This window comes from Vibrio mimicus CAIM 602 (genome assembly GCF_000338875.1).
Lineage (GTDB): Bacteria > Pseudomonadota > Gammaproteobacteria > Enterobacterales > Vibrionaceae > Vibrio > Vibrio mimicus.
The window spans coordinates 130675-148161 of the sequence record NZ_AOMO01000088.1 but is presented as its reverse complement, the minus strand read 5'-3'; the positions used below and the strand labels follow the sequence as shown (position 1 = coordinate 148161).

The window sequence follows — 17487 nt, the reverse complement described above, 5'->3', positions numbered from 1 at the left end:
ACTTGGGCTTTTTTGTCTCTAAAGGATTGATATTGCATGCGCCATTCTGCAACAGAAGTTACTTTTCCACAGGGTATCACTTCACTTGATTCCCAAGTCATGCTGTACCAGCTCCATTCTGCAGGGGTTGATGTTGTTACTTATAAAACGCCTTTTCATCCGGTCAGCCATATTTGGCCCGACCATCCGGCTGATCGCGGAGTATTAATTTGGCAAGGCTGTGAGTACCCCGTTACTGACTGTTTAGTGGGTGCCGTTGAACAAGCATCGGGTCATTTGTATGTCGGAAATGACATCCCCGTAAAACGGGATGAAAGTGGCTGGGTATTTGTTGTAGTTCATCGTTTAAGAGAAGTTACAGCCTTATTTCAAGTGGGCGATAGTGTTCAGTTGATGGTCGATGCACAATATCAAGCGAGTTTAAGCCGAGGTCATAGTGCTGGTCATTTGGCTTATTTGGCGCTGAATAAGGTTTTGGCTCAGAGTTACTGGCGTAAAGATGCCGACCGTAAAGACCCGCATGGGTATTTTGATTTCAACAGCTATGCGCAGATATCAAGTTTTGTAACGCCTAACTGTTCAACAGATTTGTACCGTTTAGGAAAAACACTGCGTAATCGCGGCTTAAATAGTGATGATGTTCTGAGAGATTTGGATTTGATAGAGAAAAACACTAATCAGCAGCTTGTGCAGTGGCTAGCGTTAGCGAGTCCGATTCAGCTTGAGTGTGAAGGTTTGGCTCTGACAGACTCGCGTTACTGGGTATGTGACTTACATGAAAGTGTTAAAGCCCGTATTCCTTGCGGAGGCACGCATGCCAATGGCTTAGATGCGTTTAGAACGATCCATGTAACCCTAAAACAAGTCGATGAACAGCATATTGAAGCGGTAACTTACGTCGAATAGACAAGATTAGAGAGATCTTTTTACTATATTCTTTTAATTTATGTTTTTTGGTTCTTTGTTGGAATTAAAATCTGTATAAAATCCAAATGCAGGATATGTAACTTATGCTTTCGGTGGGTGGTTATATAAAAGTTCTTTTAGGGGCAGATCGCTGATCAAAAGCTTTTGAGCGGAAGATCAACGTAGGATCTTGTTTAAAAGAGTATCAGGTATTGGTTAAACACTGTGCATTAAACTAAGTAGGCGTGATAAGGATCATGGCACATGATCCCCGCTATAGAGATTATGTGACGCAACGCAAAATACTAAGGAGAGCGCAATGGACAACCCATGTCCTGTATGTGGTCAAGAGTTGGAATGGACAGGGCAGTATCACTGTACTGCTTGTGTTCAGGATTATCGCAAAGTGGGTTTTTGCCCCGAGTGTGACAGCGAGTTAGAAAAGCTGCAGGCTTGTGGTGCGGCGAATTACTTCTGTAATCAATGCAATGAGCTTAAATCGAAGTCAAAAATCCGTTTTGTCTTCCAGCCGCTTAGCGCGAATTCACTGTAGAGAGAATCTCTCCATCCATTAACTGGGTGACTAAAGTGTCGCCCGGTTTCACTTGAGCGCTTTGACGCACTAACTCACCTTGAGCCGTGCGTGTCACCGAATAGCCACGTGCTAATGTTGCTAGAGGGCTGACAGCATCCATTTTCTCACTCAGCAAAGCGAGTTGATGCCGTGATTGGATCAAATGGTGCTGGATCAACTGAGTAAGGCGCTGCTCTTGCTGGAGCAGGCTAAAACGCTGCTGACGGATCAAATGAGTTGGTGAATTAAGCTGAATTTTGTGACTCAAGCGATCCGAGCGCTGCTGCTGAACGGTCAGACGCTGGTGCATCTTTTGCTCAAGGCGCAGGCTGAGTTCATCAAGTTGCTGCTGTTGACGCTCTAAACGAGCTTGTGGATGCTGTTTATCGAGCTTGTGCTGTAAACGCGCAAATTGCGTGTGCCGTTGAGCCAAATAGTGGCGCATTCCACTGGCCAGTTTGGCTTGCCATTGATGTAATGCTTGCTGTTTATGGCGATTATCTCGGCTAACTAACTCTGCTGCTGCTGATGGAGTTGGGGCGCGAACATCGGCAACAAAATCGGCGATGGTGACATCGATTTCATGGCCAACCGCACTAATAATAGGAATGTCGCTGGCGGCGATAGTGCGTGCCACGATTTCATGGTTAAAACACCACAAATCTTCTAAAGAGCCACCACCGCGACCCACGATTAATACATCACACTCCGCGCGTGAATTCGCTCGGCCAATCGCTTGGGCAATTTGAATGGCAGCATCTTCACCTTGCACGAGAGTGGGGTAAATCACCACGGGTAAATTCGGGTCACGACGCTTTAGCACGTGCAAAATATCATGCAGTGCGGCACCTGTACGTGAGGTAATTATCCCAACACAGCGAGGGTTTTCTGGAAGTGGTTTCTTTCGCGTCTGAGCAAACAAGCCTTCTGCGGCGAGCTGCATCTTCAGTTGTTCAAACTGTTGTTGCAGGCGTCCATCACCTTCAGGTTGCATACTTTCGAGAATGATTTGGTAGTCACCACGCGGTTCGTATAACGATAGCCGAGCTTTGACTAATACCTGCTGACCATTTTGTGGTTTGAAGTTAACCAGACGGTTATTGCCCTTGAACATAGCGCATTTTACCTGCGCTTGGCTGTCTTTTAGGGTGAGGTACCAGTGACCAGAAACGGGAGCGGAGAAGTTAGAAATTTCACCCACCAACCAGACAATCCCCATTTCATTTTCCAGCAATAAACGTACTTCAGCATTTAAACGGGAAACGGTGTAGATATTTCGATTGGCGAGAGAAGAAGACAATGCTGATTCCCCAGGCGTGGGTATGGAAATTAGCCGCAATATAATACATATCAAGGGGTGAAATGCAAATAAAAAATAAAAAAATGTGTGGTCAACCGATTGCCTCGGGCGTATAATCCGACCGCAATATCAAATATAAATCCATTTTATTAGGCGAAACGATAAAGTGGATTTTCGTTGTTAACACTCCTGTTGTGAGATATTGCACATGCTACGAATCGCAAAAGAAGCTCTAACCTTTGACGATGTTTTACTCGTCCCTGCTCATTCCACCGTTCTTCCAAATACTGCCGATCTTCGCACTCGGTTGACCAAAAATATTGCGCTGAACATTCCTATGGTTTCTGCGTCTATGGATACTGTCACGGAAGCACGTCTTGCGATCGCTCTGGCTCAAGAAGGCGGCATTGGCTTTATTCACAAGAATATGTCGATTGAACAGCAAGCTGCTCAAGTTCACCAAGTAAAAATCTTTGAAGCAGGTGTGGTTACTCACCCTGTGACGGTTCGCCCTGAGCAAACCATCGCTGATGTAATGGAATTGACTTACCACCACGGTTTTGCGGGTTTCCCTGTTGTGACTGAAAACAATGAACTGGTTGGTATTATCACTGGCCGTGACGTTCGTTTCGTTACTGACCTCACCAAATCTGTTGCCGCAGTAATGACGCCAAAAGAGCGCCTAGCGACGGTAAAAGAAGGCGCAAGCCGTGCTGAAGTGCAAGAAGAGATGCACAAAGCGCGTGTTGAGAAAATTCTGGTGGTGAATGATGAGTTCCAACTCAAAGGCATGATCACCGCGAAAGACTTCCATAAAGCCGAAAGCAAACCAAATGCATGTAAAGATGACCAAGGTCGTCTGCGTGTTGGTGCAGCTGTTGGTGCTGCACCGGGCAACGAAGAGCGTGTGAAAGCCTTGGTTGAAGCGGGCGTTGACGTACTGCTGATCGACTCTTCTCACGGCCACTCAGAAGGTGTTCTGCAACGTATCCGTGAAACTCGCGCTGCTTACCCTCACCTTGAAATCATTGGTGGTAACGTGGCGACTGCTGAAGGTGCGCGCGCTCTTATTGAAGCGGGTGTGAGTGCAGTGAAAGTCGGTATTGGCCCTGGCTCTATCTGTACTACTCGTATCGTAACAGGTGTTGGTGTTCCTCAAGTTACTGCTATTGCTGATGCTGCTGGCGTGGCGGAAGAGTTCGGTATTCCAGTTATCGCAGACGGCGGTATCCGTTTCTCTGGCGATATTTCTAAAGCGATTGCTGCTGGTGCATCTTGTGTGATGGTTGGCTCTATGTTCGCAGGTACTGAAGAAGCACCGGGCGAAGTCATTCTGTTCCAAGGCCGTTCTTACAAAGCATACCGCGGTATGGGTTCACTGGGTGCAATGTCAAAAGGTTCATCAGATCGTTACTTCCAAACAGATAACGCTGCGGACAAGCTGGTTCCAGAAGGCATCGAAGGCCGTATCGCTTACAAAGGTCATCTGAAAGAGATCATCCATCAACAAATGGGCGGCCTACGCTCTTGTATGGGGCTGACTGGCTCTGCCACGGTAGAAGATTTGCGTACTAAAGCTCAATTTGTACGTATCTCTGGTGCGGGTATGAAAGAGTCTCACGTACATGACGTGCAGATCACGAAAGAAGCTCCAAACTACCGTCTGGGTTAAGCGTAAACGTTTGCTTTAATGCTTGATGACTGAATGTGAGGCGAGTAGACTCGCCTCCGTTTTAAGACTTCCTGTTTTTAATACTTGGCTGATAAGACTGCTAAACAATGACTAAGAATATTCATGACCAACGAATTCTGATCCTCGATTTCGGATCTCAATATACCCAGCTGGTTGCCCGTCGCGTGCGCGAAATCGGTGTGTACTGTGAGCTGTGGAGCTGGGATGTGGAAGAGGCGGACATTCGCGAATTCAATCCAGATGGCATTATTCTTTCTGGTGGCCCTGAAAGCGTGACAGAAGCGAATTCACCACGTGCCCCACAATATGTGTTTGACAGTGGCGTGCCAGTATTTGGTGTTTGCTACGGCATGCAGACCATGGCTGAGCAGTTAGGTGGACGTGTCGCGACCTCTGATGAGCGTGAATTTGGTTATGCTCAGGTGAAAGTTTCTGGCGAATCAGCGCTGTTTAAAGATCTTGAATTGACTCAAGACGTTTGGATGAGCCACGGTGACAAAGTGGTCGAGATTCCAGCTGATTTCGTAAAAATCGGTGAAACCGACACTTGTCCATACGCAGCGATGGCTAATGAAGAGAAGAAATACTACGGCGTACAATTCCATCCTGAAGTAACTCACACGAAAAACGGTTTGCAGATGCTGGAGAACTTTGTTCTGGGCGTGTGTGGTTGTGAGCGTCTGTGGACTTCTGAATCTATCATTGAAGATGCCGTTGCGCGTATTAAAGAGCAAGTGGGTAACGATGAGGTGATCCTTGGTCTTTCTGGCGGTGTGGATTCTTCTGTGGTTGCCATGCTGGTTCATCGCGCAATTGGTGACCGCCTGACTTGTGTGTTCGTAGATAACGGCTTACTGCGTTTGAACGAAGGTCAACAAGTGATGGATATGTTTGGGGACAAATTTGGCCTCAACATCATCAAAGTGGATGCAGAAGAGCGTTTCTTGAAAGCACTGGAAGGCATTGATGAGCCTGAAGCGAAACGCAAAACCATCGGTCGTGTGTTTGTTGAAGTGTTTGATGAAGAATCGAAAAAACTCAGCAACGCTAAATGGTTGGCTCAAGGCACTATTTATCCAGATGTGATTGAATCAGCGGCTTCAAAAACAGGTAAGGCGCATGTGATCAAATCTCACCACAACGTGGGTGGTTTGCCAGATGACATGAAAATGGGCCTTGTTGAGCCACTGCGTGAACTGTTTAAAGACGAAGTACGTAAGATTGGCCTTGAACTGGGTCTGCCATACGAAATGTTGTACCGCCACCCATTCCCAGGCCCTGGCCTTGGTGTGCGTGTACTGGGTGAGATCAAGAAAGAGTACTGTGATTTACTGCGTCGTGCGGATGCTATCTTCATTGAAGAACTGCACGCAGCGGATCTGTACAACAAGGTTTCTCAAGCATTTACTGTGTTCCTACCAGTACGCTCAGTTGGTGTAATGGGCGATGGTCGTAAGTACGATTGGGTTGTATCACTGCGTGCAGTAGAGACCATCGATTTTATGACCGCACATTGGGCGCACCTGCCTTATGAGTTCTTGGGTAAGGTTTCAAACCGCATTATCAACGAAGTGAATGGCATTTCACGCGTGGTGTATGACATCTCCGGTAAGCCACCAGCAACGATTGAGTGGGAATAATCTTCCTTAAATAGCATAAAAAACCTCAGGCATAACCTGAGGTTTTTTCTTTTATCAACAGAATATGTTGAATTTGTATTTCCGTTCAAAAACTTGGTGTAGCACGCAGGCGTACGATTTACATCGTCCGGAAATGGCTCGCATTTCTGGTTTATTTCTTTATTTTTCCTATTAAAAAAGTAATCGGTAGGCCTACTCTCAATAGGATTTCCAACTTGAGAGAAGGACTTTCACCTATGTTTAAACTGAAACACACGGCGTGGTGGGTAGCCATTGCTTGCGCATTACCCGCACAAGCGGCAATCAACATTCAACCTGACCCACTCAACCCGGGTGGCTATGTGGTAGCCAAAGCAGATGTTGCTGCGGCCGAGCAAGCAAAAACCGCGAATCCTATGTATGCCATATGGTCCAATGCGTTAGCCACTAGACCGAATACGGTTGTTGATGCGATTGAGCCGGGGCAGGCAACCAATCCTGATAACGTAAAACGTGCTGAGCGGGTATTCCCAGCGTCTGAGTGGAATTTCCTCACTCATATGGCTGCGCCTGAATATACCTATACTCGTTTCTTACGTGCGATTGGTAAATTCCCAGCATTTTGTGCTGAATATACGGATGGCCGTAACTCAGATGCAATTTGTAAAAAATCGATCGTTACTGCCTTTGCACACTTTGCTCAGGAGACGGGCGGGCATATTTCTAAGGACAATATCTCTGATAACCCATTAGCACTGGAAGAGTGGCAACAAGCTCTGGTTCATGTGCGGGAAATGGGCTGGTCAGAAGGTCAAACCGGTTACACCACAGGTTGTGGCCAAAACGATTGGCAGAATAAAAAGTGGCCTTGTGCAACAGGGCAGGGGTATTTCGGTCGTGGTGCAAAACAGCTTTCTTACCACTTTAACTACGGCGCTTTCTCAGAGGTTATGTTTGATGGTGATGCAACAGTATTGCTCAATAACCCGGGCTTAGTGGCTGACTCATGGCTAAACCTTGCCTCGGCAATTTGGTTCTTCCTCACTCCGCAAGCACCAAAACCTGCCATGTTGCATGTAATCGATCGTACTTGGGTACCTTCACAACGTGAAATTGATGCAGGTATTGGTTACGGTTTCGGCACCACTATCAACATCATTAACGGTGGTATTGAGTGTGGTGAGCAGAACAAAGACAAAGGCCAGCCTGTTAACCGTATTCGTTACTGGGAAGGCTTAGCTGCGCATTATCAAATTCCAATCGAGGCCGATGAGAAGAACACTTGCTGGCAGCAATTGCCCTATGGCAGTTTAAATCTTAATGGTGCGACCGATGTGCTTTACACCAACTGGGATGGTAACTGGAAGTACTACCCAGATCGTCCGGGCGGTTACTCATTTGAATGTGAGTTGGTGGGTTTCCAAACCGCCTACTCAGCTTTGGTTAAAGGTGACTACGAGAAGTGTGTGACTAACCTGTATGGCTCACATGCGAGCTGGCCGAAAGTCCGCGTAGTGGAAAAACTCGATCCATTACCGACAGATCCTACTGATCCGCCTACTGGTGGAACACCAGCATGGGATGCCGGTAAAGTGTATACCGGTGGTGAAAAGGTGAGTTACAAAGGTGCGATTTACCAAGCTAAATGGTGGACGCAAGGTAATGAACCCACTTTAGGTGGTCCTTGGGCGTTGGTGTCTGGTGAGCCGACTCCGCCAACCGAACCGACACCTCCACCGACAGAGCCTGTACCGCCCACTGAACCAGTGCCGCCAACAGAGCCAACACCTCCGACAGAACCTGTACCACCAACGGAGCCTACACCAACGGATGCTATTGTGTGGCAGCCAGGTATCACCCAGGTGGCTAATGGCGATAAAGTGACCTACAACGGTCAGTGCTTTATTGCTAAGAACAGTCCGGGAGTTTGGGAGTCACCAACTCAGACTAATTGGTTCTGGGAAAAAGTGGCTTGCTAACTTACTGTATTTAAATTATTTATCTGATCGCCCAATATAGTTTGGGCGATTTTTTATCCGTACATGTAACCAGCTGTTTCTACAATCTAAGTTTCCAATAAGATCTTTTTTCTTTTGCTTGTCCCTTCATTAAAATCCGCGCGTAATTTTTACAAACATTTTTGAATTCACACTCTGAAGGTAGGTTCACATGTCTACTAAGCTAGCAAACCCAGCACCACTTGGTCTGATGGGTTTCGGTATGACAACCATTCTGCTTAATATCCATAACGCAGGCTTTTTCCCAATCGACTCTATGATTCTGGCGATGGGTATTTTCTACGGCGGTCTGAGTCAGGTTATCGTAGGCATCATGTGCTTTAAGCGTGGTGACACCTTCGGTACTACAGCATTTACCTCTTACGGTCTGTTCTGGCTGACTCTGGTTGGCTTGATCGTGATGCCACACATGGGATTACCAGCAAGCCCAGCACCTTTTATGGGCTGGTACTTGGCGTTGTGGGGGATCTTCACTGGCTTTATGTTCATTGGTTCTCTGTGCTACCCAACTGCGAAGCAAGTTGTGTTTGGCTCACTGACCATCCTGTTTGCTCTGCTAGCTGCACGTGATTTTACTGGCAGCGAACTGATCGGCACCATCGCTGGTTTTGAAGGCATCTTCTGTGGTGCAAGCGCAATCTACTTTGCGATGGCACAAGTGCTGAACAACGAATATGGTCGCGTAGTTCTACCTGTGGGTGAGAAGCGCGTTCAACCAGTGAAAGCACAAGAGCTGGCTGCATAAGTCATCATTTTGGGAACATTGAAAGGGTTAGCCATTGGCTCGCCCTTTTTTTATGGTTTAAAAACCGACAATAAATCACCGACCTTGGAATTTGTCGCCTAGCTTCTTGCGATAAAAGTTAACTCAATAACATTAAGCCATGACGGAGAAAGGCAATCCGTATCAGATCGGGTATGATCGCTGAGTTCCCAACCATGGATATCGAATTGATTATGCTGCGCGACTATGACTTAAATTTACTGACGGTGTTTGATGCTGTGATGACGTTAGGCTCAGTCAATAAAGCCGCGGATAAGTTGAATATGACATCCGCAGCGGTGAGTCAGAATTTATCTCGATTACGAGATCAAGTCGGGGAACCTCTGTTTGTACGACAAGGACGTGGCCTACAACCGACTCAGTATGCTCTCAACATGCACAAGCATGTTTCCGCAGGATTGAGTGCTATTCGTTTTGGGTTAGAAACCAATGCCAGTTTTGATCCTGCAACCAGCACTCGGGAGTTTGTGATTGGTGGGCATGGCTATTTTGACCTAGTGGTATTGCCGCAACTACTGCGAAAAATCAGCGAAGTTGCACCGCACATCACCGTAAATCTAAAGCCTTATGAAGACGATCATTTCACACCCAGTCAGGTATTAAGTGAGCGAGAAGCAGACCTGTTTTTAGCCTCATTGCCCATCAGCCATCCTTCCATTATTACCACTCAGATTGCAGAAGAAGCGTTAGTGGTGGTATACGCCAAAAATCATCCACGGTTGGGAGAAACGCTCACTTTTCAGCAGTTTTTTGACGAAAAACACACTGCATTAACCAGTCGCCGTTTTGGTCATTACCTGTTTTCCAGTTTGCTTGATCAAGCTTTGCCAGCTCGCAAAGTTCATTACCAAAGTGACTCTATGCTCAATTTGATGGCTACCGCTTCCGTCACCGATCTACTCTGCTTCACACCAAAACGCTTGGCAGATATGTGGGCGGAAAAATTGGGTTTACACATTCAGTCATTGCCGTTTGAGATGCGGCCAGTTCCTACGTTTATGTGTTGGCATAAAGCCAAGCAACAAGATAAAGGCTTGATTTGGTTACGTGAGCAGATTGAGGAAGTCTTCTCCCAATAGTTAAGCAATGCTTAATTATTGATTATTGTTAGGCGAATCGTTCTGCATCAATTTCTCTCTTATTCTTGTCCCTGTTCCCTACTAAGATAAGAGAGATTCTCAATGAAAACAGTCTGTAAACCCACTCTGTTGGCTGTGTTGATTGCCACCTCCACCCCAGTTTTAGCGACCTCTTTCACCTCTGATGCTAAAGCGCCAAGTGCAACCACTCAAACTTTCGCTGCGGAGCAACGCAACACTTTACCGTTTGCGGATAAAGAAGATTTCAAATTGGTTGAAAAAGGACTTATCGCTCAGCAAAAAGATCTCAAAATTAAAGACGCGAGCGGTAAAGTCGTTTGGGAATTGGGTAACTACAACTTCTTATTAGATGGCCGTGATTACGACAGTATTCACCCAAGCCTGCAGCGTCAGGCACAACTGAACATGCACCACGGTCTGTATAAAGTGACGGATAGAATTTATCAGGTGCGTGGCTACGATCTGGCGAACATCACTTTTGTTCAAGGTGATACGGGATGGATTGTTTTTGACCCACTTACGGTTCCTGCTACATCAAAAGCTGCACTGGATTTTGTGAATAAAGAATTAGGTGAGCGTCCGGTGAAAGCGGTGGTTTACAGTCATGCTCATGCGGACCATTTTGGTGGCGTAAAAGGTATCGTCAGTCAGGAGCAGGTCGATCGCGGTGAAGTACAGGTCATTGCTCCGAAAGGTTTCTTAAATCATGCGGTTGCTGAAAATGTATTGGCCGGTAATGCCATGTCACGCAGAACCACTTATCAATATGGCAACGCTCTGCCTAAAGGCGCTACCGGTCAAGTGGATGCTGCGATTGGTAAGGGGGTTGCACAAGGTGAAGTGAGTTTAATTGCGCCCACAAAAGTGATCACAAAGCAAACTGAAACCATGGTTATTGACGGTATCACCATGGAATTCCAAAACACGCCGGGGACTGAAGCACCTGCCGAAATGAATACGTACTTCCCACAGTTTAAAGCGCTGTGGATGGCGGAAAACACAGTAGGTGGCCTACACAATGTTTACACCCTGCGTGGCGCAGAAGTGCGTGATGCCAAAGCGTGGAGCAAGTACATCAACGAATCAATTCACATGTACGCGAAAGAGGCGAATGTGATGTTTGCTTCGCACACTTGGCCACGTTGGGGGAATGACGATATCAATCTATTCCTGCGTAAACAGCGTGATATGTACGGCTATATTCATGATCAAGCGCTGCGACTGGCCAACCATGGTGTGACCATTAATGAGATTCAAGATGAATTCCATGTTCCTGATGTGCTGGCACATGAATGGTACAACCGTGGTTATCACGGCAGTTACCACCGCAACGCCAAAGCTGTGATCAACAAATATCTGGGTTACTTTGATATGAATCCTGCTACTTTGCGCCCACTTGCTCCGACTGATGCTGCACCTAAATACGTCGCAGCAATGGGAGGGATGGATAACGTACTCAAAATGGGGCAAGACGCCTTCAGCAAAGGGGAATACCGTTGGTGTGCTGAAATCGTCGATAAAGCGGTATTTGCAGAGCCGAGCAATAAGCAAGCGCGCTACCTGCAGGCGGATTGTTTGGAGCAATTGGGGTACCAGAGCGAATCCGCAGGTGAGCGTAATACATACTTAATGGGGGCTTACGAATTACGTAATGGCCTGCCAAAAGTGAGCGCGACAAAAACGGCGAGTACCGACATGGTTGTCGCCATGGATACAGAACTGTTCCTTGATTATCTCGGCGTGCGCCTAAATGGGGATAAAGCGGCAGGTGTGGATTACACCATTAACTTTGTTCTACCTGATGTGAACGAGAAATTCTTGGTAGAACTGGAAAACGCCCACTTGAATAACCTAAAAGGCATTCAATCGGATACGCCGGATATGACACTCATCATCAATCGTGCTGAGCTCAACAAAGTCTTGATGGGTAAAACCACCATTACTCAGTTAGCCAAAGAAGGTAACGCGAAAATAGAAGGCAACGCGAAAGCTCTGAGTGATATTGCAGGCATGCTGGATAACTTTGAATTCTGGTTCAACATCATAGAACCTAAATCTAAGTAATCTGAAGGTTCATTCGTTTACGTTGATAAGCATAAAAAAAGGGTTAGCAGATGCTAACCCTTTGACTTACTGTTGTGTTCACTGCTTTTTCTTATATTGAGCTAGTTTGCTCTACCTCATGGGTCTCTTTTACCTCAGCTTTCGGTGCTTTGCCCGTTTTGCGTAGGTATTTTCCTTCCCAGTAAGTGGCACCTTTGATGCCAAGTTTCACTGGGTTGAAAATGAATTCCGTCACACCTTGCTTTTGCTGCTCTTCATAATCTTTTAGCGCCGCCATGGTTGGCTTAGACATAAAGAAGATAATGATGATGCCGACGATGTTGAGCCAAGCCATCAAACCTACCCCTACGTCACCCAAAGCCCATGCCAAGTTGGCTGTTTTGACGGTACCGTAGAACACAGCGGTCATCAGCGCAATTTTCAGTACAAACATCAGGCCATCCACTTTGAGCGTACGGCGAATGTAAGCGACGTTGGTTTCAGCGATGTAGTAATAAGCCAGAATGGTGGTGAACGCGAAGAAGAACAGCGCAAACGCCACGAAAGGTTTACCAATGCCGGGTAGGGCACTGTCTACCGCAATTTGAGTAAAGGCTGGACTGCTGGCAATGATATCGGCAGGCAGATTTTGTACTAAGAAGATGCCTTCACCCGCACCATGCACGTTGTAAGCACCAGTGATCAAAATCATAAACGCAGTCGCAGAACAGACCATCAAGGTATCAATATAGATGGAGAAAGATTGCACCAAGCCTTGCTGAGCTGGGTGTTCAACACTGGCAGCTGCTGCTGCGTGTGGACCAGTACCTTGACCAGCTTCGTTAGAGTAAACACCACGTTTTACCCCCCAACCGATTGCCGCACCTACACCCGCCATTGGTGAGAACGCATCACCTACAATCATGGCTACGATGCGTGGAATTTCACCGATATTGAGCAGGATGATCACAAAGGCCGTGATGATGTAAGCCAGCGCCATAAAAGGCACGACGATCTGGGTGAAGCTTGCGATTCGTTTTACACCACCAAAAATAATGAAGCCGAGTAGGATAGAAACGACAGTACCGGTGAAAACTTTGGCGAAACTAAAGGTGCCGATAGCGGTTTCAATCATAGGGCCAGAACCAAACGCCGATTCAACAGCATTACCAATACTGTTGGATTGTACGCCAGGTAGCAACACCCCACAGGCAAAGATGGTGGCAATCGCGAAGATCCAGGCATACCATTTTTGACCCATGGCTTTTTCGATGTAGTAAGCCGGGCCACCACGGAATTCACCGTTATCTTCTTCTTTATAAATTTGCGCGAGCGTGGATTCCGCATAAGCGGTTGCCGCACCAAAAAATGCGACCGTCCACATCCAAAATACTGCGCCAGGGCCACCAAAACCGATCGCCGCAGCAACACCTGCAATGTTACCTGTACCTACACGGCCTGATAGTGATACGGCCAGTGCTTGGAAAGAGGAGATGCCTTTTGAGGACTCCTTATTGTTAAGGAGTAGTCGCCACATTTCGAAGAAATGTCGAACTTGTACAAAACGAGTCAGAATGGAATAAAACAAGCCAGCGCCAAGGCAGAGGTAAATCAGCGCCGGACTCCAGATGATTCCATTCAGAAAATCAACAAATGACTGCATAAGTAGTTTCCCTGTTAATGAGTTGTTGTGTTTGTTGTGTTTGTTGTGTTTTCGACATATTAAGCTTTTTGTAATCTAATTGTTAATTCTTTTATCTGGCAAAGTAAGGATGCGTGACGATGAACACAAAACCTGTTCATTTGCTGTACAGCTGGATGCGAATAAGTCGATGTGGTGAATTGTTGGTCAATCCGGTGGGCGAGATGTGCTAGATGAAAATTTTATGCTTTAGTTAAGTTGCTTGAGGATAAATGAGAAACGACTACAAATTGACCGCTTAATTGAAGTTTTACGCTGTTTACGTGCTGCTTGGACAATCTGATGATGCGCACTGCCACCGCTGAATATGTGGCAGTGTGATTGCAAGGTATGAGGTTAGGAGGCTTTAGGATATCGGAAGAGATCGAGCCCTAACGAGCTAAGCGCACTTTCTCCATGGGTCATTACATCAGCCAAAATGCTGGCTGAACCACAGGCCATAGTCCAACCCAATGTACCGTGCCCTGTATTGGTATAAAGGTTAGTGTACGGAGTGGCTCCGATAATCGGCGTACCATCTGGCGTCATAGGACGAAACCCGGTCCAGAACTGTCCTTGAGTGAAATCACCGCCATGCGGGAAGAGATCGCGTACCACCATCTCAATAGTTTGCTTTGCGAGCTTGCGGAATAGCAGGATCAAACCCCGCTAGCTCGGCGGTTCCCGCCACGCGGATCCGATCGGCAAAACGAGTCAGCGCAACCTTATAAGTTTCATCCATCACGGTCGATTGCGGGGCGTAGTTCTCATCAATAATAGGTAAGGTCAGTGAATAGCCTTTGACGGGATAAACCGGAATATCAATGCCCAAAGGTTTAAGGAATTGAGTGGAATAACTGCCTAGCGCAACCACATAAGCATCGGCTTTGATGAGCCCTGAATCGGTTTGGACACCGATGATCTTTTTGCCCTCATAAACCAATTGCTGGATGTGGCAGTTAAATTGAAAACGTACACCTTGCTGCTGCGCCAGCTCTGTCAATTGCTGACAGAACAAGTAGCAATCACCGGTTTCATCATCCGGTAGCCAAAGCCCGCCAACTAACTTCTCTTGCACGGGGGCAAGCCCCGGTTCATGGGTTAGACACTGCGCAACATTCAGCAATTCAAAACGTACACCGCTTTGTGCTAAAAGCTGCATGTCTTTTTCAATCGCGGCTAGTTGCTTTTCATCACGAAATACTTGCAGTGTACCGCGCTGACGCCCTTGGTAATTCAGTTGATAGGCTTGGTTGAGCGCTTTTAAACATTCGCGGCTATGGTTGGCAATCGCCAGCATACGGGATTTGTTGACTTGATAACGAGAGAGCTGACAGTTGAGCAGCATCTTACCCATCCAGCTCAATAATGTTGGATCGAGCGAAGGTTGGATTTTAAGTGGCGCATGTTCTTCCAGCATCCATTTGAGCGCTTTTTGCGGAATGCCCGGTGCTGCCCAAGGGGAAGAGTAGCCATAGGAAATTTGCCCTGCGTTAGCAAAGCTGGTCTCTTCGGCGCTGCGTGGCTGGCGATCAATAACCGTGACATTATGGCCAGCTTGCGCGAGATACCAAGCGCTGGTTAAACCCACGACACCACTGCCTAATACCAAAACTTCCATCATTGACTCCTCTCTCAATTGTCGGCTCAGTGTCTGAGGTTTACTTTTCATTAACAATCGATAAAATTTATCACCACCCTTTAGTAAAACTAAAAGCAAGCCCATGTTGAAAAGCCATCAAGTCGCCAGTTTGCATACTTTCATGCAGGTGGCTCAATACCCGAGCTTTAGCTTAGCTGCGGCTGCTCTACACCTCACCACCGGTGCGATTAGCCAACAAATGCTGCAGCTGGAAGCTCAGCTTGGTTTTAGCTTATTTGAACGGCACTCGCGTGGCGTGCGTTTAACCGAAGCCGGGCGGTTGTTACTCAATACTGTGCAACGTAGTTATCAGGATATTGAGCAAACCATTCGTGGTTTAACTCCTTCAGCAGAGCGTAAAGAGATCCGGCTTAAGCTGACACCTTCATTTGCCTTTAAATGGTTGGTTCCTCGCTTAGAGGATTTTTATCGTCGTCATCCCGAGATCCAGATTCAAAGTTTTGCGGAAGGGGCGTTGGTGGATAGTGATAGGCGTGATTACGATTTGGCGATCGATTACGGCATGCTGCCTTACCCGCGGCGTGATGCGCAGCTATTGATGGAAGAGTTCTTATTGCCAGTAATGAGCGCGACTTATCTTGCCGCTCACCCTTGGCTGCAACAGGATTGGACAAACTCTGCTGATTGGCAGCAAGTGGTGCTGCTGCATGATGCGATGCCTTGGGCCAATGCGGCGCGCAATCAAGAGTGGCATTACTGGGCAAAACAAATGGGAATTGTATTACCGGAACGTCGCGACCATTATTTCAATCGTACTGATATGGCGATGTCAGCCGCTGAAGCTGGGGTTGGCATTGCCATGGCGCGAATGGCGCTGCTTTCCAATGAAATAGACTCCGGTCGTTTGGTCACGCCTTTTGCTCCTATCCCCGCCAAAGCTGGGTACTTTTTGATTACGCACCAAGCCAGTGAAGCCACACAAGTGTTTACCGACTGGCTGTATCAACAAATACCGCACTGATCGCTGGCGCTCTGTTTGAAGGTTTCTAAACTTATCAATAAGCGCTGTGAAAAGGAGTCGGGACAATGGAAGGCAAGCCCCAAACATGTGGTTATTGCAGCCCATCAGGGTGGCAATGTGACCAAACGGCGAATAGCAGTGGGTTATGTTATTGGCATGATCCTGCCGTCGATAAAAGCCATGATGAGGTCAAAGAGCAAGTCGAGGCTTGGGCACATTCCGGACGCCCGTTAGATGGATTTCAGCTTGCGCGAACCCAACTGCAAGATATTAATTTGGTCAATCGCGGTAGCCATCAAGGGTATTCCTGCCGTAGTGCTGATTTCTATCGCGCAGATTTGACGGATGCTCACTGTTTTCGATTGGACCTTCGTGGCAGTTCTTTAATGAAAGCCAATCTGCTCGGCGCGAACTTAAATTGTGCCAAGTTGGAAGGCGCCAATATGCTTGGGGTGGAGCTGTCTCGTGCTCGGTTGGAAAATATTGAGTGGGGTGAGGCATTTAAACAGGAGCTTGAGGCGAAAAAGCACGTAAAAATCGTGATGTCCTGAGCGAGGTTTCGCTCTATCAAGAGTTAGAAGAGGTGTGCCGCAATATACGCAAGCAGTGTGAAATGCAGGGGTTGTTTCATACCGCTGGGCAGTTTTTTAAAAAAGAGATGCGCTTTCGCCGTTATCAAATGAAACGATTTAGCCTGCCTCGGGTGATTTCAAAAATCGTGGAGCTTTTTTGTGGTTATGGTGAAGATCCGCTGCGCGTTGTGTTGTTTTCGCAATGCGTGATTCTAGTCTGCGCCACTGTGTATTACTTACTTGATACCACAGTCCATAATCCTATCTTCGCCAACACGACAGGTTGGCAATTCCAAGTTTTAGAATTTATTAATGCCGTTTATTTTAGTGTGGTGACATTCACCACCTTGGGCTATGGCGATATCTCACCACATGGCTTTGCTCGACTGGTTGCGGCATTAGAAGCCTTTATGGGCAGCTTCACGATGGCGCTGTTCGTGGTGGTTTTTGTAAAGAAAATGACCCGTTAAACCGATTACTGCTGTCATTCTAAGCAGTCGATAGAGATGGACAAAGTTATTGGCTGATATTTCTGCTTGAGAGGCGCTATTCTTGGCTTCAACAATAAAAGTG

The 17487-nt window shown here is 47.0% G+C and carries 11 protein-coding genes and 2 pseudogenes; 10 read left to right on the top strand and 3 right to left on the bottom strand.

Annotated elements, in window-relative coordinates:
* Positions 1-36: 36 nt before the first annotated feature.
* A complete protein-coding gene (locus tag D908_RS01220) occupies positions 37-906 on the top strand; it encodes an alanyl-tRNA editing protein (protein ID WP_005527528.1) in 870 nt (289 codons plus the stop codon).
* A gap of 319 nt (positions 907-1225) precedes the next feature.
* The gene (locus D908_RS01225; protein ID WP_005527526.1) at positions 1226-1459 is read left to right on the top strand and encodes a zinc ribbon domain-containing protein; all 234 of its coding nucleotides are present in this window, start codon (positions 1226-1228) and stop codon (positions 1457-1459) included.
* On the opposite strand, the gene xseA is transcribed toward D908_RS01225, so the two are convergent.
* Entirely contained in the window at positions 1440-2780 is a 1341-nt protein-coding gene (xseA, locus tag D908_RS01230; RefSeq protein ID WP_005527524.1) for an exodeoxyribonuclease VII large subunit, read from the bottom strand. The two genes, D908_RS01225 and xseA, sit on opposite strands and share 20 nt — an antisense overlap.
* Positions 2781-2988: 208 nt before the next feature.
* Here xseA and guaB point away from each other — a divergent pair, with 208 nt between their 5' ends.
* The 6 genes from guaB (at position 2989) to D908_RS01260 (ending at position 12058) form a co-directional block, all read left to right on the top strand.
* Positions 2989-4452, top strand: a complete 1464-nt coding sequence (gene guaB, locus D908_RS01235) for an IMP dehydrogenase (RefSeq protein WP_000944167.1) — start codon at positions 2989-2991, stop codon at positions 4450-4452.
* A gap of 107 nt (positions 4453-4559) precedes the next feature.
* Positions 4560-6113 (top strand): glutamine-hydrolyzing GMP synthase, encoded by a 1554-nt coding sequence (gene guaA, locus D908_RS01240; protein WP_000164600.1) that lies wholly within the window; start codon positions 4560-4562, stop codon positions 6111-6113.
* Positions 6114-6349: 236 nt separating this feature from the next.
* Complete coding sequence (locus D908_RS01245; protein ID WP_005527515.1) at positions 6350-8071, top strand: glycoside hydrolase family 19 protein; 1722 nt, start codon at positions 6350-6352, stop codon at positions 8069-8071.
* A gap of 190 nt (positions 8072-8261) precedes the next feature.
* The gene (locus tag D908_RS01250; RefSeq protein WP_000104915.1) at positions 8262-8855 is read left to right on the top strand and encodes an acetate uptake transporter; all 594 of its coding nucleotides are present in this window, start codon (positions 8262-8264) and stop codon (positions 8853-8855) included.
* 212 nt (positions 8856-9067) lie between these two features.
* On the top strand, positions 9068-9973 hold the full coding sequence (locus tag D908_RS01255; RefSeq protein WP_031343586.1) for a LysR family transcriptional regulator: 906 nt from the start codon (positions 9068-9070) through the stop codon (positions 9971-9973).
* Positions 9974-10075: 102 nt separating this feature from the next.
* Positions 10076-12058 (top strand): alkyl/aryl-sulfatase, encoded by a 1983-nt coding sequence (locus D908_RS01260; RefSeq protein WP_005527511.1) that lies wholly within the window; start codon positions 10076-10078, stop codon positions 12056-12058.
* Positions 12059-12149: 91 nt separating this feature from the next.
* On the opposite strand, the gene D908_RS01265 is transcribed toward D908_RS01260, so the two are convergent.
* Together D908_RS01265 and D908_RS0120055 are read right to left on the bottom strand one after the other, a co-directional pair.
* The gene (locus D908_RS01265) at positions 12150-13700 is read right to left on the bottom strand and encodes an alanine/glycine:cation symporter family protein (protein WP_001190511.1); all 1551 of its coding nucleotides are present in this window, start codon (positions 13698-13700) and stop codon (positions 12150-12152) included.
* 375 nt (positions 13701-14075) lie between these two features.
* Positions 14076-15339, bottom strand: a pseudogene (locus tag D908_RS0120055) (D-amino acid dehydrogenase).
* 103 nt (positions 15340-15442) lie between these two features.
* Here D908_RS0120055 and D908_RS01270 point away from each other — a divergent pair.
* Together D908_RS01270 and D908_RS0120050 are read left to right on the top strand one after the other, a co-directional pair.
* Positions 15443-16342 (top strand): LysR substrate-binding domain-containing protein, encoded by a 900-nt coding sequence (locus D908_RS01270; protein WP_005527510.1) that lies wholly within the window; start codon positions 15443-15445, stop codon positions 16340-16342.
* 65 nt (positions 16343-16407) lie between these two features.
* Positions 16408-17384, top strand: a pseudogene (locus tag D908_RS0120050) (ion channel).
* The last annotated feature ends 103 nt before the right edge of the window (positions 17385-17487 follow it).